23 protein-coding genes are annotated in these 18,026 nt (G+C 40.0%); 7 read left to right on the top strand and 16 right to left on the bottom strand.

Features of this window, described 5'->3' with window-relative positions; genetic code table 11:
* Nucleotides 1-332: 332 nt before the first annotated feature.
* Complete coding sequence (locus MHH23_RS12485; RefSeq protein WP_268431928.1) at nucleotides 333-1,178, bottom strand: SMI1/KNR4 family protein; 846 nt, start codon at nucleotides 1,176-1,178, stop codon at nucleotides 333-335.
* A 190-nt stretch (nucleotides 1,179-1,368) separates the two neighbouring features.
* Here MHH23_RS12485 and MHH23_RS12490 point away from each other — a divergent pair, with 190 nt between their 5' ends.
* Nucleotides 1,369-1,788 (top strand): stress protein, encoded by a 420-nt coding sequence (locus MHH23_RS12490; protein ID WP_268431929.1) that lies wholly within the window; start codon nucleotides 1,369-1,371, stop codon nucleotides 1,786-1,788.
* Nucleotides 1,789-1,822: 34 nt separating this feature from the next.
* The gene (locus MHH23_RS12495) at nucleotides 1,823-2,083 is read left to right on the top strand and encodes a YesK family protein (protein ID WP_268355797.1); all 261 of its coding nucleotides are present in this window, start codon (nucleotides 1,823-1,825) and stop codon (nucleotides 2,081-2,083) included.
* Nucleotides 2,084-2,198: 115 nt separating this feature from the next.
* Here the strand turns inward: MHH23_RS12495 and glnA are convergent, their stop codons facing one another.
* The 5 genes from glnA to spoVK form a co-directional block, all read right to left on the bottom strand.
* Complete coding sequence (gene glnA, locus MHH23_RS12500) at nucleotides 2,199-3,533, bottom strand: type I glutamate--ammonia ligase (RefSeq protein ID WP_268431930.1); 1,335 nt, start codon at nucleotides 3,531-3,533, stop codon at nucleotides 2,199-2,201.
* Nucleotides 3,534-3,593: 60 nt separating this feature from the next.
* Nucleotides 3,594-4,004, bottom strand: coding sequence for a MerR family transcriptional regulator (locus MHH23_RS12505; protein ID WP_007499423.1), 411 nt, complete (start codon nucleotides 4,002-4,004; stop codon nucleotides 3,594-3,596).
* 91 nt (nucleotides 4,005-4,095) lie between these two features.
* On the bottom strand, nucleotides 4,096-5,376 hold the full coding sequence (locus MHH23_RS12510) for a methionine gamma-lyase family protein (protein ID WP_268431931.1): 1,281 nt from the start codon (nucleotides 5,374-5,376) through the stop codon (nucleotides 4,096-4,098).
* Nucleotides 5,377-5,394: 18 nt separating this feature from the next.
* Nucleotides 5,395-6,657 carry a GTPase HflX gene (hflX, locus tag MHH23_RS12515; RefSeq protein ID WP_017359031.1) on the bottom strand — a complete coding sequence of 421 codons (1,263 nt, stop codon included), beginning with the start codon at nucleotides 6,655-6,657 and terminating at the stop codon, nucleotides 5,395-5,397.
* A 120-nt stretch (nucleotides 6,658-6,777) separates the two neighbouring features.
* Nucleotides 6,778-7,737 carry a stage V sporulation protein K gene (gene spoVK, locus MHH23_RS12520; protein WP_008344008.1) on the bottom strand — a complete coding sequence of 320 codons (960 nt, stop codon included), beginning with the start codon at nucleotides 7,735-7,737 and terminating at the stop codon, nucleotides 6,778-6,780.
* Between the two features lie 320 nt (nucleotides 7,738-8,057).
* Between spoVK and MHH23_RS12525 the strand changes: the two genes are divergently transcribed.
* Nucleotides 8,058-8,816 (top strand): N-acetylmuramoyl-L-alanine amidase, encoded by a 759-nt coding sequence (locus MHH23_RS12525; protein WP_008344009.1) that lies wholly within the window; start codon nucleotides 8,058-8,060, stop codon nucleotides 8,814-8,816.
* 55 nt (nucleotides 8,817-8,871) lie between these two features.
* Here MHH23_RS12525 and MHH23_RS12530 read toward each other — a convergent pair whose 3' ends face one another.
* The 9 genes from MHH23_RS12530 to MHH23_RS12570 form a co-directional block, all read right to left on the bottom strand.
* Nucleotides 8,872-9,489 (bottom strand): hypothetical protein, encoded by a 618-nt coding sequence (locus tag MHH23_RS12530; RefSeq protein ID WP_007499431.1) that lies wholly within the window; start codon nucleotides 9,487-9,489, stop codon nucleotides 8,872-8,874.
* A gap of 84 nt (nucleotides 9,490-9,573) precedes the next feature.
* Nucleotides 9,574-10,554, bottom strand: a complete 981-nt coding sequence (gene nrdF, locus MHH23_RS12535) for a class 1b ribonucleoside-diphosphate reductase subunit beta (RefSeq protein WP_024720404.1) — start codon at nucleotides 10,552-10,554, stop codon at nucleotides 9,574-9,576.
* A 17-nt stretch (nucleotides 10,555-10,571) separates the two neighbouring features.
* A complete protein-coding gene (nrdE, locus tag MHH23_RS12540) occupies nucleotides 10,572-12,674 on the bottom strand; it encodes a class 1b ribonucleoside-diphosphate reductase subunit alpha (RefSeq protein ID WP_017359033.1) in 2,103 nt (700 codons plus the stop codon).
* Entirely contained in the window at nucleotides 12,634-13,026 is a 393-nt protein-coding gene (gene nrdI / locus MHH23_RS12545; protein WP_017359034.1) for a class Ib ribonucleoside-diphosphate reductase assembly flavoprotein NrdI, read from the bottom strand. The genes nrdE and nrdI overlap by 41 nt, the downstream gene beginning before the upstream one ends.
* A gap of 265 nt (nucleotides 13,027-13,291) precedes the next feature.
* A complete protein-coding gene (locus MHH23_RS12550; RefSeq protein ID WP_003212415.1) occupies nucleotides 13,292-13,504 on the bottom strand; it encodes a hypothetical protein in 213 nt (70 codons plus the stop codon).
* Between the two features lie 79 nt (nucleotides 13,505-13,583).
* A complete protein-coding gene (locus MHH23_RS12555; RefSeq protein ID WP_268431932.1) occupies nucleotides 13,584-13,916 on the bottom strand; it encodes a YmzC family protein in 333 nt (110 codons plus the stop codon).
* A gap of 161 nt (nucleotides 13,917-14,077) precedes the next feature.
* Entirely contained in the window at nucleotides 14,078-14,299 is a 222-nt protein-coding gene (hfq, locus tag MHH23_RS12560) for an RNA chaperone Hfq (protein ID WP_003211269.1), read from the bottom strand.
* A gap of 25 nt (nucleotides 14,300-14,324) precedes the next feature.
* Complete coding sequence (gene miaA, locus MHH23_RS12565; RefSeq protein ID WP_047945887.1) at nucleotides 14,325-15,275, bottom strand: tRNA (adenosine(37)-N6)-dimethylallyltransferase MiaA; 951 nt, start codon at nucleotides 15,273-15,275, stop codon at nucleotides 14,325-14,327.
* A 69-nt stretch (nucleotides 15,276-15,344) separates the two neighbouring features.
* Nucleotides 15,345-15,746, bottom strand: coding sequence for a YmaF family protein (locus MHH23_RS12570; RefSeq protein WP_007499437.1), 402 nt, complete (start codon nucleotides 15,744-15,746; stop codon nucleotides 15,345-15,347).
* 104 nt (nucleotides 15,747-15,850) lie between these two features.
* On the opposite strand from MHH23_RS12570, the gene MHH23_RS12575 reads away from it, so the two are divergent.
* The 4 genes from MHH23_RS12575 to erbB all read left to right on the top strand — a co-directional run bounded on the left by MHH23_RS12575 (nucleotide 15,851) and on the right by erbB (nucleotide 17,473).
* Nucleotides 15,851-16,114, top strand: a complete 264-nt coding sequence (locus MHH23_RS12575) for a hypothetical protein (RefSeq protein ID WP_017359036.1) — start codon at nucleotides 15,851-15,853, stop codon at nucleotides 16,112-16,114.
* Between the two features lie 113 nt (nucleotides 16,115-16,227).
* Nucleotides 16,228-16,770, top strand: coding sequence for a TetR/AcrR family transcriptional regulator (locus tag MHH23_RS12580; protein ID WP_041507251.1), 543 nt, complete (start codon nucleotides 16,228-16,230; stop codon nucleotides 16,768-16,770).
* A 1-nt stretch (nucleotide 16,771) separates the two neighbouring features.
* Nucleotides 16,772-17,089: an SMR family multidrug efflux transporter EbrA gene (erbA, locus tag MHH23_RS12585; protein ID WP_017367286.1), complete on the top strand. Its 318-nt coding sequence runs from the start codon at nucleotides 16,772-16,774 to the stop codon at nucleotides 17,087-17,089.
* 15 nt (nucleotides 17,090-17,104) lie between these two features.
* Nucleotides 17,105-17,473 (top strand): SMR family multidrug efflux transporter EbrB, encoded by a 369-nt coding sequence (erbB, locus tag MHH23_RS12590; RefSeq protein WP_007499443.1) that lies wholly within the window; start codon nucleotides 17,105-17,107, stop codon nucleotides 17,471-17,473.
* 46 nt (nucleotides 17,474-17,519) lie between these two features.
* Here the strand turns inward: erbB and MHH23_RS12595 are convergent, their stop codons facing one another.
* Nucleotides 17,520-17,969, bottom strand: a complete 450-nt coding sequence (locus tag MHH23_RS12595) for an OsmC family protein (protein ID WP_017367284.1) — start codon at nucleotides 17,967-17,969, stop codon at nucleotides 17,520-17,522.
* Nucleotides 17,970-18,026 lie beyond the last annotated feature (57 nt).

Below are 18,026 nucleotides of genomic sequence, written 5' to 3' on the forward strand. Positions count from 1 at the left end.
TGAATCTGCTCATAATAGAAATTTTCGGTATCCCGCAAATATGATAATAATTGAATGGTATGCAATTATAAGAGTTGGTTAAAAGAGAGAGTAGCCAGAAAGGACTTGATACTTATTTCTTTTATTGACCACCTTCATTTTTTAAAAAGAAATTCACAAAATATTGTTTTGAAATTGATATAAAAAGACCTGACTGAGTTTCAGCCAGGTTCATGAAGGGGTCAATCTAAATTATATTAAAATGAAATCAAAACAGATAATTAAACATCCGTTCTCATTCACTCTTTGAAAATTCACCCTATACAGTACACTCTACATGCTCTAATTTTGCCTTAATCTAAAAAATCAATATTAACAGCGAAATTTCCAGCTGTTACAGTTATCTGAGGAATTTTAGTTTTTTCAAAAATGTCTACAATTTCAAATAATGTCTTTTTTATAATATCGTTACTTGGCATTGTATATACTCTTAATATAAGGATTGTTTCAATGCTTCTAGCTACTTCAAAAAGAACGTCTTCATCTTTAACAGATTCAATGTAACTTTTTATTCTTTTAAAGAACCACTCTACTTCTTCTAAATCTTGTAACGGATATTTAGTAATTTGATGAATATCGGCTGGATTAGCTGCTTCTTTCTCTAAGATCGCTTCAAGTTCTGCTTTAGTTATATATTCCTCCTCTTCTTCTTCGTATTCACCCTCTGCTGCTTCCTCATCAACACTGTACTCAGCTGTATAAAGCCCCTCAATGAATTCATCAAAGGAATCTGCTAACTTAAAGTCTTCTTCCATCTCAACATCAAAATAATGAATTACAGGATTCTCTTTCGTCTTTCGATAATCCATCGCTACCCAAGTATGGCCTTCGCCGTTAATCAAAACAAGCCCTTCTGGCAGCTCCCACTCTTTTATTAAGTAGGCACTATCCATAATTCCTTCACCTTCGGCGATACCCATCAGGTGATTAAATTGAATATGATCCTCAGCCCATGAATTAGAGTAAGTGGTTGGAAAAGCATTATGAACGGTATAACCACCATTCTGTTTTAATATGAGCTTTTTATATGTATCTGGTAAAATGACTCCAAGTTTCTTTTCAGCTTTAGCTATTTCTGCTTCGTTGATCTTTTTTAACGTATAGTAACCTTCCTCGTCTATTTCCCAAAATGATTTCAAGGTGATGCCTCCTAGTAAAATATGCACATAAGTATACCACCTTGATGAGTATATTTGACAATTTAATCAAAATAAAAGAAGAATATTTGTTACTTAGTCATTCACACTGTCTATTTTTGTCGAAACGATAGTAAAAAGAAGGTACTTCATGTAAAATTTCCTTTGCACCTAAAAATCAGGAGGATCCAATATGAAGAAATTATCTATATTCATTTTTATTTGTTTAATGATGCTAACAGCTTGCAGTAGCGCAGCATCAAATGAAAAACAGCTCACGACAGGCAATATTATTGAAGCTTTTAAAAGTGCTGGGCTTGAAGCAGAAAAACCATCTGATCTTAAACAAAAAGAGTTTGGAAATATAAGAGAAGAAGGAAAAAGAATTCTCGTTCCTTCCTTAGGTGAAAATGCTGGTGGAAGGATTTTTAAATTTGGAAATGAAACTGATTTACAGCAGGCGAAATCTTATTATGATGAGTTAGGAAATGCTGGATCTATGTTCTTCTCTCACACCTATTCAAAAGGAAACTTTTTATTACAAATGAACGGTGAAATGAAAGATGCTGAATTTGAAAAGTATAAGAAAGTAATGGATGAGGAAATAAAATAATTTCATATATTTTTAAAAGAAGGAAGGTCAATAAATGTCATCATTTTGGCTGCTAACAGTTATCCTTACGATTGTTATATTGGGTGTTTCTTTGATCTTTAAAAGAAAGAATGCACCTTTACAGTATGGAATACCATCGATTCTCATTCTCATCAGTATTATCTTATTATTAATAAGTTTTTTCGTAGGAAAGTGGGAAGGTTTAGGACTGGGTGCAATCAGTATATCTTTACTGATTGCATCTGTGATCACCTTAATTATTCATAGTACCTTGAGTTATTTTAGTCATAAATAACATAGAGCCACTTCTGCATAAGAAGTGGCTCTTTCGATTATAAAAATATACTAATTAAAATAAAAACACCCTCAAAAAACACCCTGAAGCCAATGGCTCCAAGGGGTTTTCTTTATTAATACTGAGACATATACTGATCGCGTTCCCATGGGTGTACTTGGGTGCGGAACATATCCCATTCGATTTCTTTTGATTCGATGAAGTGCTCGAATAAGTGATCGCCTAGTGCGTTGATCATGACTTCGTTTGCCTTGAGCAGCTCAAGTGCTTCTGCAAGTGTTGCAGGTAAGTCAGCGATGCCGTTTTCAAGGCGCTCTTCTTTGTCCATGACATAGATGTTTCTGTCGATTGGCGCTGGTGCGTCTAGTTTGTTTTTGATTCCGTCTAGACCTGCTGCAAGTAATACGCTTAGTGCAAGGTATGGGTTTGCAGATGGGTCTACACTGCGTACTTCTACACGTGTGCTAATGCCGCGTGATGCTGGAATACGAATCAATGGGCTGCGGTTTTGTGCACTCCATGCTACGTAGCAAGGTGCTTCATAGCCAGGAACAAGACGTTTGTAAGAGTTCACTGTTGGGTTTGTGACCGCTGTGAAGCTTGTTGCGTGCTTCACAATACCTGCGATAAAGTGTCTAGCTGTCTCGCTTAATTGTAAGTCTGCTTTCTCATCAAAGAATGCGTTTTTACCATTTTTGAATAATGATAGGTTACAGTGCATACCAGATCCGTTTACACCGAACAATGGTTTTGGCATGAATGTCGCATGAAGACCGTGCTTTCTAGCGATTGTTTTCACAACAAGCTTGAACGTTTGAATGTCATCACAAGAACGGATGGCGCCTGCATATTTGAAATCAATTTCATGCTGACCAGGTGCTACTTCGTGGTGAGAAGCTTCAATTTCAAAGCCCATTTCTTCAAGCTCAAGCACGATGTCACGGCGGCAGTTTTCACCTAAATCTGTTGGTGCAAGGTCAAAGTATCCACCTTTATCGTTTAGTTCGAGCGTTGGCTCGCCTTTTTCGTCTAATTTAAATAAGAAGAATTCTGGCTCAGGTCCAAGGTTGAAATCACTAAATCCTAGTTCTTCCATTTCCTTCAAGATACGCTTTAAGTTGTTACGAGGGTCTCCATCAAATGGTGTTCCGTCTGGCTTATAAATGTCACAAATAAAGCGTGCAACTTTACCTTTTTCTGCTGTCCAAGGGAAAATAACAAACGTGTTTAGATCTGGATATAGGTACATATCTGATTCTTCAATACGTACAAACCCTTCAATAGATGAACCATCAAACATACATTTGTTATCGAGAGCTTTTTCTAACTGGCTCACAGGAATCTCAACATTTTTAATTGTTCCGAGAATGTCTGTAAATTGCAGACGGATGTACTTTACGTTTTCCTCATTTACTAATTTTACGATATCTTCTCTTGTGTACTTTGCCATTTCGTAAAACTCCTCCCCTACAAAAGGTAAAATGTGTATAGCAATGCTTTTGCTAATTGGTTAACGGAAGAACCTTGACATATCCCCCTGCCTAAAGGTCGTTCCTTGTTGGAAACGTCCAGCCTGAATGAGTTCCTTCTTCAGTAGCTTCCTGAGTTCATCATCTGTCAAGTTGTGCTTCGCTGTGGTTTTCTCCTCTGTCTTTGTTTCAGACGATGGATTTTCTGCCTCAGCTTTGGCAAAAAGTTTTTTGATTCCTGCCATGTTTACACCTTGTTCGATGAGGTTTTTGATTTCTAGTAATTTATCAACATCATGGAAAGAAAATAATCGGCGATTCCCATCACTTCTAGCTGGAAATACTAAACCATTTTCCTCATAATAGCGAATTTGTCTTGCAGATAATTCTGTTAGCTGCATGACAATCCCAATTGGGAATAAAGGCATTGAGCGGCGAATGTTATCACTCATCTCAACTGTCTCCTCCTCTTTGCTTAAATTTATTATATGTCATGTTATATTATGTGTCAACGAAATGTTAGGAATATTAACATGGATTTTTTTATCGAGCAGGCACTTCAATAAAACCTTGCTCTAATAAGGCATCTACAGCACTGCAAATGGCATTTTTCACATGGGCATACGTGAGACCACCCTGAACATAGGCTGTGTATGGCGGTCTAATCGGACCATCAGCTGATAATTCAATGCTGGCTCCTTGGACAAATGTGCCCGCTGCCATAATCACATCGTCCTCGTATCCCGGCATATAGCTTGCATGCGGTGTGACATGACTGTTAATCGGTGATGCATATTGAATCGCCTGACAAAATGCAATCATTTTTTTAGGGTCTCCAAATTCTACAGATTGAATCAAGTCGGTTCTTTTCGCATTCCACGCCGGGTTTGTTTGGAACCCGAGTTTTTCAAGAAAACGCGCTGTAAACACGGCGCCTTTTAAACTTTGTGCAACAACATGCGGTGCTAAGAAAAATCCTTGATACATTTCCTGAAGCGCATACAGCGATGCACCCGCTTCACTGCCGATGCCTGGAGATGTCATTCGATAAGAGCAAGCTTCTACCCATTTTTCTTTTCCGACGATGTAGCCGCCCGTTTTGGCAAGGCCACCGCCTGGGTTTTTAATGAGCGAACCTGCCATAAGGTCTGCACCCACATGACACGGCTCTTGTAATTCAGTAAATTCACCATAACAGTTGTCAACAAACACAATGATGTCCTCATTGATGTCTTTCACAAATGAAATCATTTGTTCAATTTCTTCTATTGTAAAGGATGGTCTTGACGCATAGCCTTTAGAACGCTGAATCCCGATGACTTTTGTTTTTGAGGAAATAGATTCTTTGACTTTGTCGAAATCGATAGATCCATCTTGACGCAAATCAATGGCTTTGTAATCGATCTGAAAATCTTTTAATGAGCCTGTCCCTTCTTTGCCGCGAATCCCGACAATCTCTTCTAGGGTATCGTAAGGTTTCCCCGTCATGTAGATCAATTCATCGCCAGGTCTTAGCACACCGAATAAGGCGATGGAAATGGCATGTGTTCCAGAAATGATCTGCGGGCGTACAAGACCGCTTTCCCCTCCAAATACATCCGCATAGATCTTTTCTAACGTGTCTCTTCCCATATCATCGTAGCCATAACCAGTTGTCGGGTTAAAATGAGAGTCACTGACTTTATGTTTCCGGTAGCTTTCAAGAACCCGCCACTCATTTTGTTCGCTCTTTCGATCAATTTGCTGATGTATTTGTGAAATGTCTTGTTCTGCTTCTGCTGCTATTTTTTCTAAAATGGTGCCATGTTTTAAAGTGTGAAACATCGTGATTTAATTCCTTTCCTACAACATATACTTCTTGATTTGTCCTAATATGGTTTGCTCCTCACCACTAAATCCAGTGATGTCATAAAGCTCTGCTTCCTTTTGAAATTCCAATGATTCCACCAAGGTTTCTGACTTTAAGGCAGATATGAGTTTCCCTTCATATGCCGGAATCCTTACATGATATGGCTTTAAAAAATCTTTTTTCAGTTCAGCCATGATATCCGCTTTTAACCGCTTCACATCTTCCTCGCGCCTAGCACTGATTAAAATGTGGCGCTGCTTTGAGGAAGGGATAAAATCCGGCCGGATTTGGTCTTTTTTGTTATAGACAGTCAGCATCGGAATACGGTCAGCTTCTAATTCTTCTAAAAGCTTATGAACCGTTCGTTCATGCCCTTCATAATCCTCATTCGAAGAATCGATCACATGAAGCAAATAGTCTGCTTCTTTTACTTCTTCAAGAGTGGAACGAAATGCTGCAATCAGTGTGGTTGGAAGGTCTTGAATAAAACCAACTGTATCGGAAATCAGTACACTGTAGCCAGATTCAAGTGTCATTTTACGCGTCATTGGGTCAAGTGTGGCAAACAGCAAATCTTCTTCATGGCTATCCGCTTCTGTTAACTGGTTAAACAATGTAGATTTCCCGGCATTTGTGTACCCGACAATAGCGATTTGGAATACGCCATTTTTCTTCCGTCGTTCCCGGTATCTCGTGCGATGTTCTTTGACTGCAGACAGTTGTCCGTGAATTTCGTGTATGCGGTTTCGAATATGACGTCTGTCTGTTTCAAGTTTTGTTTCACCTGGACCTCTTGCGCCAATTCCGCCGCCTTGTCTTGAAAGGCTGATCCCTTGTCCACTCAGTCTTGGCAAGGCATACTGAAGCTGGGCAAGCTCTATTTGCAGCTTCCCCTCTCTTGTACGGGCTCTTTTGGCAAAAATGTCTAGAATCAATTGCGTACGGTCAATGATTTTCACATCTAAGGCAGTCGCCAAAGCTTTTAACTGGCTAGGCGAAAGCTCGTCGTTAAAAATAATAACGTCACAGTCTAACTCGTCGCAAAGCACTTCAAGCTCTTCCACTTTCCCTTTCCCGATGTAAGTCGCGCTGTCTTGTCTATTTCTTTTTTGCGTCATGATGCTGACAGCTTCACCGCCAGCTGTTTTGGTTAAGGAAGCTAATTCTTCCATAGAATATTGAAAGCGTTCATCCGTTATATGCGGCAGTTGACAGCCGACAAGGATCGCTTTTTCGATCATTTCATGTTCATTCAACGTCAGTTGTTTCCTTTCTGTACTTAAGTTTCAGTAGTACCATCATACCAAACACATCACACGTATACCACCATTCGGAAGGTTTAATTTCTTGTCTCTTTACAAAAAGGATACGCCATTTCAAGAAGGCGTATCCTCTTTCATTTGCAGATCATGGCTTTTAATCGTAAGTAAGTCTTTTTTATCATAATGATCCACAAGAAGCAGCCTCATCGCCTGAGTTCGAATCGCTTTTTCAATGGTGTTTCGCACAAAACGGCCGTTGCTGAATTTGGCAGGACTCGTTGTGCTCTTGATGTGCATTAAATAGTCTCGCAGTTTCCATTCTGCCTCTTGGGTAAAGACATATTCCCGATCAGCCATCATTCGTTTTGCAATATCCATCAGCTGATCGACCGTATAATCAGGGAAGTTGATATTGATCGGAAATCTCGATTGCAGACCAGGATTTAGAGAAAGAAAATGATCCATTTCCTTGGAGTATCCAGCTAAGATGAGGATGAATTCATGCTGCTTATCCTCCATATGTTTTACAAGGGTATCAATGGCTTCTTTCCCGAAATCCTTTTCTCCTCCGCGGGCAAGAGAATAGGCTTCATCGATGAACAAAATGCCGCCTAGTGATTTTTTAATCAAATCTCTTGTTTTTTGAGCTGTATGTCCAATGTACTCTCCAACCAGATCTCCTCGTTCTGCTTCAATTAAGTGCCCCTTTGAAAGAACATTCATTTCAAAGAAAAGCTTCCCGACAAGCCGTGCAACCGTTGTTTTCCCTGTGCCAGGATTTCCTTTAAACATCATATGAAGCGCTTGTTTTCCTACCTTTAATCCTTGTTCTTGTCTTTTTTGATTGACAAAAATCCAAGCATAAATTTCTTTTATGTTTCGTTTCATTTCATCCATCCCGACAAGGCTGTTCATTTCTCGTTCTATTTCTCGTAAGATGCTGTGTTTGGCCTCATTTTTTTGCAAGGCCTCTAGGTATTCTGCCTCTGAATCTGCATCAACCAATACTTGCTTCTGTCCATTAAGTATAATGTTGATTTGGCCGTTATTTTTATATGTGACAGCTCGCTCCAACGTATTCACCTCTCGCTCTTCTCTCTTTACTCTATTCGGGTGGAGCTGTAATCGTGACAATCGCCCGCACTAGCATCGGTTTACTGTCAAAATGACCCGAGATACCGGTTATTGTAGGGGATTGTGCGGTTTCCCAGGAAATGATGTGCTATTTCCATTGTATTCATCCATTTCGGGCGGACAAACCAACAATTTGTTTTTTCTTAGAAAAATGGCGCTTTTTCATCACAAATTGTGCAGAAAAGAGTCTCGATGATTTCCGCATTTTGTACAGGCAATTTTTCTATTTCCTCATAAAATAAAGACGAGGTGATGAATAGATGGTGAAAATTTTTATTGATCCTGGCCACGGAGGAACAGATTCTGGAGCTGCTGCTAATGGACTTTTGGAGAAAAATATCACACTGCAAATTGCGCTTTTTCTGAGAGATATGTTGATTAGTGAATATGATGGGGTTTCCGTCCGCTTAAGTCGTTCAATTGACCAATCCGTCACGTTATCCCAGCGTACGAATGCGGCAAACAGCTGGGGAGCTGACTATTTCGTGTCTATTCATATTAATGCTGGCGGAGGCACAGGTTTTGAAAGTTATGTGTACCCTGGCGTTTCAGCACCAACCACCACGTATCGCAATGCCCTTCATGATGAGATTGTCCGCTCCGTTGATTTTGCCGACCGCGGCAAGAAAACGGCGAACTTCCACGTTCTGCGGGAAACTTCTATGTCTGCCATTTTAACTGAAAACGGTTTCATTGATACGGTAGCTGATGCAAATAAGCTCCGTAACGCTACTTTCCTTCAAGGGATCGCTCGTGCTCATGCCACTGGATTAGAAAAAGCCCTTCAATTGAAAAAAAAAGCAAGTAACCTATATAAAGTGCAGGCCGGGGCTTTCAAGGTCAAAGCCAATGCGGATGAACTAGCAGCTACACTCAGATCCAAAGGATTTGAAGCGCTGGTCGTACTGGATAGCGGCATGTACCGAGTCCAAGCTGGCGCTTTCCGTTCAAAGCAAAATGCAGATGACCTCGTCGCTCGATTAAAGCAGGCCGGTCACGACGCATTCGTTTTTCAATAATCTAAAAAACAAACCGGCTCAAGTCATCTTTAGAGCCGGTTTGTTGTCTATCCAATTATGCTAAAATGTTCACGACAAATTGAGACCATGTTTCAAGACGATCGAAGTACTCAGGCTTTTTCAAATCTGTTACTTTCATCCATTTGCCTGAGATTTGATCTGTTTCTTTTACTTCTACATGAGCACCCGGCGATAATTCAAGGGCTGATAACAGTCCGATGTGCACACGGCCGACACTGTTGTCATCATCATTAATGAGTCCAAGGGTTTTCATCTCAAGTTTGTCTTCTTCTTGAATCGAAAGTTCCTCGTCCAGTTCACGATCGGTATTTTCTTTTAGAATCTCAGCAAATTTTTTTCCTTCAATGAAATTCATATGACCGCCAAAGCCAAGAGATAACTTATGATGTAAGCGAGTCTCTCCCCCGCCTTGAAGTCTTTCATATACATACACTTCGTCCTCACGCTTAATCACGACATAAGGTATCGGCTGTTTGAAGTCAGGATTTTCTTCTGCATCGCCTCTTCGCATCTGCTCGAAGTGTTCTTCGATTTCTTTCATAATGGTGCTGATTGTTTTCTCTTCACTATTCACACCATTAAACGCAAGTGTTTCGTTTTGGAACACGCGTGCGCGCGGTGCAACTAAAATCATTTCGTCCATTTTTCCCATGTTCGGTAACCTCCAGTATGTAACACATTGTTAGAAATGGCAAAAAGCCAAAACGAGTGATGCGTTTTGACTTTTATGCTTTCCTTATGATTCATCTCCAAAGAAGAAATCGTCATCTTTTAACGGCTCAACTGTTGCCTTTTTGTAGCCGTTCCCTTTCATTGAGAAGAAGTCATGTGACTTTGTTTTTGTATTGAGTCCGTTCAATACAATTGGGTTGATCTCTTCTTCTTCAAAGTAAGGGGCAAATCCAAGGTTCATTAACGCTTTATTGGCATTGTAACGAATGAACTTTTTCACATCATGCGATAAATTGACTTGGTCATAAATATCCTCAGTGTAATGAAGTTCATTTTCATAAAGCTCATTAAGCAGATCGATAGAGAAATCATAAAGCTCTTTTTGCACGTCAGGTGTTTGTTTGTTGTAAATTTCTTGTGCTAATAATCCAACATACACACCGTGAATCGCTTCATCGCGCAAAATCAAGTTAATGATTTCACCACTTTGCATGAGCTTTCCTTGACCGTAGAAATATAGCGGGTAGTAAAAGCCGCTATAGAATAGGAAGCTTTCTAAATACACTGAAGCAACCATTGCTTTAAATAAGGAAATTGGGTCATCCTTTTGAATGGAACGGTACAGACCTACAATCATATCTGCTTTCTTTTGCAAGAATTTATTTTTCTTGACCCATTCAAATACTTCACTAATCGTTTCAGTCGGTGCTAGCGTCATGAAGATATTTGAGTATGATTTTGCATGCACTGCATTTTCCATCATGGCCATAAAGTTTAACACGGCTTTACGCTGATGACCGTCCACATGTTCAGCCACTATCGGCATTCCTGTATTTCCTTGTTCTGTATCAAGTAACGTCAGTCCAGCCAGTACCTTCATGTACGTATCCTGCTCTTTTTCACCTAAATATTTCCATGTTAAGAGATCCCCGTTTAAGGAAATCTCCTCTGGAAGCCAGAATTGCTTGACGTTTTGGTTGTAAAACATTTGTGTAAAATCGTCTTCGTGTTTTGACCAGTTGGCTGCATCATAAATTTTTGTCACGTTAAACTCTCCTTTAATCAAACAACACAAGAAAGACAGCCTTCCTGCCCTGTATCCTTCGTTCTTGCATAATAAAGTGTCTTAATGCCTTTATGGTGTGCATAAAGATCGATGCGGTTTAAGTCACGCGTTGTCATCGTATCTTTTAGGAATAATGTAAAGCTGATTCCTTGATCGACGTGCTGCTGAATGGTTGCGATCATATCGACCACTTTAAACATGTCCATATCGTATGCTTCTTTATAGAAGAACCAGTTTTGTGCTGAAAGTCCTGGCATTGGATAATACGTTTTGCTGTTTCCGTATGTTCTTTCTTCGATACGTTCCATAATTGGCATCACAGACGCTGTTGCCGATTGAACATACGAAATAGAACCTGTTGGCGCAATACATAATCGATAGCTATGGTACATGCCATTTTCCGCTACAAAATCTTTGAGTGCTGCCCAATCTTCTTTCGTTGGAATGTGCATACCTTCAAATAGTGCGGCCGCTTTTTCTGTTTTTGGAGTGAAATCATTTTCCACGTATTTATTGAAGTACTCACCTGTTGCATAACCAGAGCCCTCATAACGGTGGAATGTTTCCCCTTTTTCTTTTGCAAGTTCACTTGAACGCTTAATGGAGTAATAGTTCACCATCATAAAGAACGTATTAGCGAAATCTCTTGCTTCTTCACTTTCATAAGCGATTTGGTTTTGAGCTAAATACCCGTGAAGGTTCATCGCACCAAGTCCAATTGACTTCATCGCTTTGTTCGCTTTTCTAACAGCTGGTGCATTGCGGATATCTGTTGTTTCAGACACAAGTGTGAGTGAGTCCGTTGCAAGCTTGACTGTTTTTTCAATGGATTTGTTTTTCATCACGTTCATGATATTTAAAGAACCAAGGTTACAAGAAATATCAAGTCCGATCTCATCATCTTGATCATAGTCCGTGTAAGAAGAGACTTCTGAAGCTTGAAGTACTTCTGAGCAAAGGTTTGAGAATTTCACACGTGAAATATGGTTCAGAGCGTGCTCTCTATTCACATTATCTTGGAACATGATATATGGATAGCCTGATTCTGAGCGCAGAACAGCTAATTTTTCAAGAAGTTTTCTCGGATTGACTTTTTCTTTTTTGACTTTCGGGTTTTCTACAAGCTCGTCATACATTTCTTCCATATCCATCTCATCAAGATGCTGTCCATAAGCTTTATAAACTGTATGAGGATAGAATGTGTAAGCTGTTTTATCTTCTCTAGCAAGCTCGATAAATTTATCTGGAATGACGACACCGATCGAAAGTGTTTTCACACGAACATCTTCATCCGCAGAGATCTTTTTCGTATCTAAGAAATCATTGATATCTCTGTGGAAAATATTCAGGTACGCACTGCCTGAACCTTGTCTTTGTCCCATTTGATCTGCATATCGGAATGCATTATCAAGAAGTTTCATGACGCCTACGACACCTTTGGTCGCATTTTCAACATCTTTGATCGCTTCACCTTTCGCACGAAGCTTTGAAAGGTTCAAGCTGACGCCGCCGCCTAATTTAGACAGCTGCATGGAAATATCAATGGCTCTTGAGATATCGTTTAATGAGTCATTCACTTCAAGCAAGAAGCAGCTCACCAGCTCACCACGTCTTTTACGGCCTGCGTTTAAGAATGTTGGTGTACTTGGCTGATACTCTTGGTTGATCATCAGTTCCACAAACTCGAGTGCTTTCTTTTTGTCTCCGCCCGCAAAGAAAAGAGCCACAACTGAAATGCGGTCTTCATAGCGTTCAAGGATTTTCTTTTTGTCATTTGTTTTCAGTGCATAGTCATTGTAAAACTTAAACGCACTCATAAATGATGGGAATCTAAATTTCTTGGCATATGCAGCTTCAAATACTTCTTTAATATCTGACATGCTGTATTGTCTTAAAAATTCTTCCTCATAGTAGTCGTTTTCTATTAAGTAATCAATCTTCTCTTCTAGATTATGAAAGAAGACCGTGTTTTGATTAATATAATCTACGAAATAACTATGTACAGCTTCTTTGTCCTTGTCGAACTGAAACTTTCCTTCTTTTTGAATCATAATCTCGTTATTTAATTGTATCCACTTTGGAACCTGATTTTGTGACAATTCTTTCTACCTCCTGTGTAAACAATTCAACATCCCTTTTTGTTCCGCTTAGTTCAAAGGTGTGCAAAATAGGAACTTGATATTGTTTAGAAATCGTATCGGCGCTTTTGGCAAAGTTATCTCCCCACACTTTGTTCCCACTCACCGCTACACCTAGTAAAAGGTGCGCATTTTTCTCTAAAAATGACTGAGTGGTACCAGGGACTTGTCCAAATCCTGTCGTAAAGGTGACGAGAATAAACGGCGTATCCAAAAACTCTTCTCCAGTCAATTTTCGTTTGTCTGTAAAAGGGGTCTTGTCCAAAAAGCGTTGAACATTTCCTGTTTTTGAATCAAATACGATTTGAATCAATTCCATCACGACCTAGTTTTTAGTATTGTTGATCATTCCGTTATTCACTATATATAGTATACTATGTTTTTTCAAAACACAACATATAGATACTCGAAACGAAAAAAATCAACCAACCCGGCCGAACATTCATAGCCGAACTCGTACGTTCAAATAAATAGAGCAGAGCAGGTTCTAAAAATAGACTGCCCTACTCCCTATTCAACTGAAACCGAAATCTATCATAACACGAAAAAAAATCGCTTAGTAGACTAGACTTTTTGTTTTATTTTTTGTAGGCATCGCACTGTAAATCTTCTGACACTTCTGTTATTTCCACTTCAACACCTAATTCTTTGAGCACCGCTTCAAGCGCAGAGACGATCGAGGCTTCTCTTACTAACTCTTTCCCGTTTACAGAAACGCTTGTTCCATATTCGAAACAGGAGTCATCTTCACAAGTTTGTTCCCAATGATTAATTTTAATTTTGTGTGTCATGAACTCATCCTTTTCTGTCTAGATGTCTGATGCATGTTTATAGTGTAGCGACTTCACATTCATTTGTAAATTTACGTGCTTACTCTTCATCAAAGTCTTCACTATCACCATCATCTTCATCCCATTCATCTATGTACTTTGTCGTAATGAGCGTCAGCTTTCCTTCTTTTTCATCAAACCGGTATACATGTACTTCATCATCTTTCACAACAGCAATGTGATTATTTTTTAGCGCAACAGATGATGGTAAAAGACCATCAACATGGCTCCCATCATGCTCACTAGAATGGTTATGCCAACTTTCTTGTCTCGTTTCGATGTTCGAGATGGCGCACGATCCAAATAAGACAACGATTCCAATCAAAAGAAGGATCACTCGAATCCTTCTCAATTCAAGCTCTGCATTTTCCATATAAATCCCCTCACCTTTTAAATGTCCAATAAGGATTTATACGCAACTTGGACAGAAAAGTTTCATGGCATACAAAATAGCCCCTCTGCACTGACAAAAAACGTAGCGGGTTTTGGCCGGTTTATTCGCAGCTGCATGGGGCTATTGGTGAAAACGGGTGTTTATTCTAATTCAAGATTTACATTTTTTTGAGGTGCAAATGTTGAAATCGCATGTTTATAAATAAGCTGCTGCTTCCCTTCTGTCTCAAGCAGCACCGTGAAATTGTCAAATCCCTTTACTTGACCGCGAAGCTGAAAGCCATTCAGTAAAAATACTGTGACAAATGTATTGTCTTTGCGGATCTGATTCAAAAATTGGTCCTGAATATTAATCGGTTTCATGTTTCGTCCTCCTTGATTCTGATAACTACAGTTTCGCTTTAAGTCCAAGCTTTCCTGCTATATATGCGAAAATTTCCTCTTTTTTGTCCGAAAAGTGGCAAGGTGGTGTCATATCAAACCAGGTGACATCCATTTTATTACGGAACCACGTAAACTGACGCTTCGCATATCTGCGGGAATTTTGTTTTAATTGCTGGATGGCTTCATCAAGTGAGCAATCGCCTTGAAAATAGGCATACAACTCTTTATAACCAATCGCTTGAACAGACTGACAATCTTTCAAACCAGATTGATAAAGTGCGCTCACTTCTTCAATTAAGCCTTCATCTAACATCATATCAATTCTTTGATGAATGCGCTCGTACAAAAGCTCTCGGTCCATTTTCAGCCCAATGAAGGCAGTGTCATAAAGAGGAACTTCTTGATGCCCGTTTTGCATATCAGACATTTTCTGACCTGTTGTATGGATGATTTCAAGCGCCCTTATCACGCGGCGGACGTTATTCGGATGAATCGCTTTTGCAGCGTCAGGATCGGCTTCTTTTAGCTTTTCATACAGCTTGATCGGTCCATGCTGCTGCTTAAACAGCGTCATCTCTTCTCTAAAAGCAGGATCACTTTTCTCATCAGTAAACGTGTAATCATATAAAACAGACTGAATATATAGCCCAGTTCCACCAACAATCATGGGCGTTTTCCCTCTCGCAGCAATCTCTTTGATTTTTAAGCGGACAAGCTGCTGAAATTCAGCTGTAGAAAACGATTCATCCGGATGTTTAATATCGATTAAATGGTGCGGTACGCCATTCATTTCTTCAGGGGTGATTTTCGCTGTTCCAATATCCATCCCTTTATAGATCTGCATGGAATCCCCGCTGATAATTTCTCCATTAAATGCTTTCGCTATATCAATGCTCAGCTTTGTTTTTCCGACAGCCGTCGGACCTACTAATACAATCACTGGTTGTTTTTTCATAACATCACTCTCTTTTACAAACTGCCTACAGTATAGCATAACTTCTCTTTCTCTCCTATATACTCCTTGTCACCAGCCAAGTGGTTCATTCCCGACCACTTCATATGTCTTTCCTTTTAAACGGTGCTTATGCGTTGGCCTTTCTTCATCTGGACTGTAAACGACTCCCCCATATGGAATCGGGACAGAGTCGGTATAGGCAGAAAACGTGACTTCCTCAATTTCATGGTAGTGCGTCCCGTCCACTCTTGGGATAGCAGGTCCAGTGACGCCATAATATCTATGAAAATGCCCTCTTTCAAATGACGTGATCCCCCGGTAATAATGAGTATGTCTGTCGGTACTGCTTCCATTCACAGGCTGAGAAATACCTTCTATTAAATGATAATGTTCTTCTGTTACATCCGTTCGCGCTTTATAAGCATGTGCATGAGGTGGACATTTAGCCCAATCAGACGGATACAGGCCCATTTTTTACATTCCTCCTTATTTTAGGCATTCACTCAAACACAAGTGGGCCACTCGAATACACTGATGTCAGTTACAGTGATTTTATGTGAAAGGAGTCTTTTTTTATGAATTATTTTGACGCACCGTTTGTTCAAGATGAGATGAGAAGACCTTTTGGATTTGGACGCCCTGGATTTGGTTTTGGAAGACCTGGGTTTGGGTTTGGGCGCCCTGGTTTTGGCTATGGGAGACCTGGATTTTTTGGACCGCCATTTTTAGGTGGTTTTGCTGGAGGGCTTTTAGCTGGGTCGCTTCTTGCTCCAGGATATGGCTATGGTTATCCTTATCCACCGCCATACCCGCCATATGGACCATACCCTTATTATTAAATATGACGATTTAGTGAAAACATCCTCTTATAAAATGAATCGATTGACACATTTGTTTTTCATAGGTTAACATTTACTTTACCGACCGTTCAGTAAAGTAGGTGTTTTTTTTTATGTCTAAAACGAAAAAAGAACAAATTTTTGAGGCAGCAGCTCACACCATTCTAAAAGAAGGATTGAGTCAGCTCACCCTTCAGCAGGTGGCAGAACATGCAAATATGACCAAAGCCGGGCTACTGTATCATTTTTCGAGCAAGGAAGACCTGATCCAGCAAATGAATGAGCATGCGGTTGCCTCTTTTCGTCAGCAGCTTGACACGTACCAGGAAACATACAAAAACGAAAAGGCACCTTATGTACGTGCCTATATATTGGCCACATTAAATGACCTTGATAGACAAAACACCACACAGCTATGTACAAGCATGCTGGCTACCATGTCATTTGATGAAGCATTATTAAATCCTTGGCGTCATTTTTATGCGGAATTTAAAGAAAAAGCAACCGAGGAAATCAATGACCCTGCACTTAGCCAGCTGATCCGTCTTGCCTGTGATGGTATATGGTTTTCAGAAATGTTTCAGCTTGAACCATTGAATCGAGAGGAAAAAACCCTTTTACTTCATCGGATTTTACACATTTTAGAGGAGGGATGATGTGATCCTCGGATATCTTTTTTTGGCTATCGCCATTTTTTCAGAAGCAATCGGGGCAGCGATGCTGAAACTATCAAATGGTTTCACACGCTTTAAACCTAGCGCTGTCGTTGTCGCTGGCTACACACTTGCTTTTTACATGTTGTCATTGACCCTTAATATCATTCCACTTAGCATGTCTTACGCCACTTGGTCTGGGGTCGGTACCGTCCTCACGGCTTTTTTTGGCGTGCTCTTTTTCAAAGAAACCTTGAACCGTCAAGCACTTATTGGAATGGCGATGCTTGTTTCAGGGGTCGTACTATTAAATATGTCTTAAAGGATGTGAAGTGATATGAAAGGAATGCTTTATTTAACAGGAGCCATTTTGACAGAGGTTTTTGGCAGTACGATGCTGAAGCTTTCGCAAGGTTTTACACAGGTGCTGCCGAGTATGGGGGTGCTGATCGGATTTGGGTGTGCCTTTACCTTTCTCAGTTTGGCACTCAAAACAATTGAGTTGTCATCTGCATATGCCACTTGGTCTGGCGTCGGTACAGCACTTACTGCTCTTGTGGGCCTCGTGCTATTTAACGAAACCATTCATATGAAAGGATTCATTGGTCTTGCACTTGTCATATGCGGCGTCATTGTCTTAAATCAATCCAAAAAACAAAAGGAAGAAAAGAAAGAACCATTCGATCAAACCGAATGGACTTCATAAAAAAAGTCATTTTCTCCATTAATCAAGAGAAAATGACTTTTTTATCTTAATAACCAGCTTTGATGGTTTCTTCTAAGGAAATATGGACATTCCCTTGCACAGCTCTAGAGATCATACATGAGCTTTCAGCTTTATGTGCAAGCTTACGAGCTCGTTCTATGTCCTGTGCTGTAGCCGACTCTTTGAGAATGATGACAGGACGATGAATGATTTTCTCATATGTAAACACACCGTTTGTCACATCGACAACTGCCTCAGAGCTCATCGATAAATCCTCTTTCTCTAATTGACTCCGCTCCATCATGGCTGCAAGTGTAATGATATAACATGTGGCCGCTGCACCTAGGAGCATCTCATCTGGATTTGTTCCAATACCCGGTCCATCCATTTCTTTTGGAATGGAAATCTCCGTCTTTAACTGTTCACATTCGATTGTCCCCACATCGTTACGCAGACCAGGCCAGCTTGCCTGAAGATGAAAATGATGACGCGCCATATCTGTCTCTCCTTTTGTTATCACTTTTTATAGTGTAACAAGAATTCATCTTGCTGT

Origin of the sequence: Bacillus sp. FSL K6-3458, assembly GCF_038005045.1 — a bacterium.
Taxonomy (GTDB): domain Bacteria; phylum Bacillota; class Bacilli; order Bacillales; family Bacillaceae; genus Bacillus; species Bacillus altitudinis.

What these genes read in the sequence shown, in the direction of transcription:
- MHH23_RS12490 (WP_268431929.1), top strand. Translation starts at nt 1,369, where the DNA reads ATGAAGAAATTATCTATATTCATTTTTATTTGTTTAATGATGCTAACA.
- MHH23_RS12495 (WP_268355797.1), top strand. Translation starts at nt 1,823, where the DNA reads ATGTCATCATTTTGGCTGCTAACAGTTATCCTTACGATTGTTATATTG.
- glnA (WP_268431930.1), bottom strand. Translation starts at nt 3,533, where the DNA reads ATGGCAAAGTACACAAGAGAAGATATCGTAAAATTAGTAAATGAGGAA.
- MHH23_RS12505 (WP_007499423.1), bottom strand. Translation starts at nt 4,004, where the DNA reads ATGAGTGATAACATTCGCCGCTCAATGCCTTTATTCCCAATTGGGATT.
- MHH23_RS12510 (WP_268431931.1), bottom strand. Translation starts at nt 5,376, where the DNA reads ATGTTTCACACTTTAAAACATGGCACCATTTTAGAAAAAATAGCAGCA.
- MHH23_RS12525 (WP_008344009.1), top strand. Translation starts at nt 8,058, where the DNA reads ATGGTGAAAATTTTTATTGATCCTGGCCACGGAGGAACAGATTCTGGA.
- MHH23_RS12530 (WP_007499431.1), bottom strand. Translation starts at nt 9,489, where the DNA reads ATGGGAAAAATGGACGAAATGATTTTAGTTGCACCGCGCGCACGCGTG.
- MHH23_RS12550 (WP_003212415.1), bottom strand. Translation starts at nt 13,504, where the DNA reads ATGACACACAAAATTAAAATTAATCATTGGGAACAAACTTGTGAAGAT.
- MHH23_RS12555 (WP_268431932.1), bottom strand. Translation starts at nt 13,916, where the DNA reads ATGGAAAATGCAGAGCTTGAATTGAGAAGGATTCGAGTGATCCTTCTT.
- hfq (WP_003211269.1), bottom strand. Translation starts at nt 14,299, where the DNA reads ATGAAACCGATTAATATTCAGGACCAATTTTTGAATCAGATCCGCAAA.
- miaA (WP_047945887.1), bottom strand. Translation starts at nt 15,275, where the DNA reads ATGAAAAAACAACCAGTGATTGTATTAGTAGGTCCGACGGCTGTCGGA.
- MHH23_RS12570 (WP_007499437.1), bottom strand. Translation starts at nt 15,746, where the DNA reads ATGGGCCTGTATCCGTCTGATTGGGCTAAATGTCCACCTCATGCACAT.
- MHH23_RS12575 (WP_017359036.1), top strand. Translation starts at nt 15,851, where the DNA reads ATGAATTATTTTGACGCACCGTTTGTTCAAGATGAGATGAGAAGACCT.
- MHH23_RS12580 (WP_041507251.1), top strand. Translation starts at nt 16,228, where the DNA reads ATGTCTAAAACGAAAAAAGAACAAATTTTTGAGGCAGCAGCTCACACC.
- erbB (WP_007499443.1), top strand. Translation starts at nt 17,105, where the DNA reads ATGAAAGGAATGCTTTATTTAACAGGAGCCATTTTGACAGAGGTTTTT.
- MHH23_RS12595 (WP_017367284.1), bottom strand. Translation starts at nt 17,969, where the DNA reads ATGGCGCGTCATCATTTTCATCTTCAGGCAAGCTGGCCTGGTCTGCGT.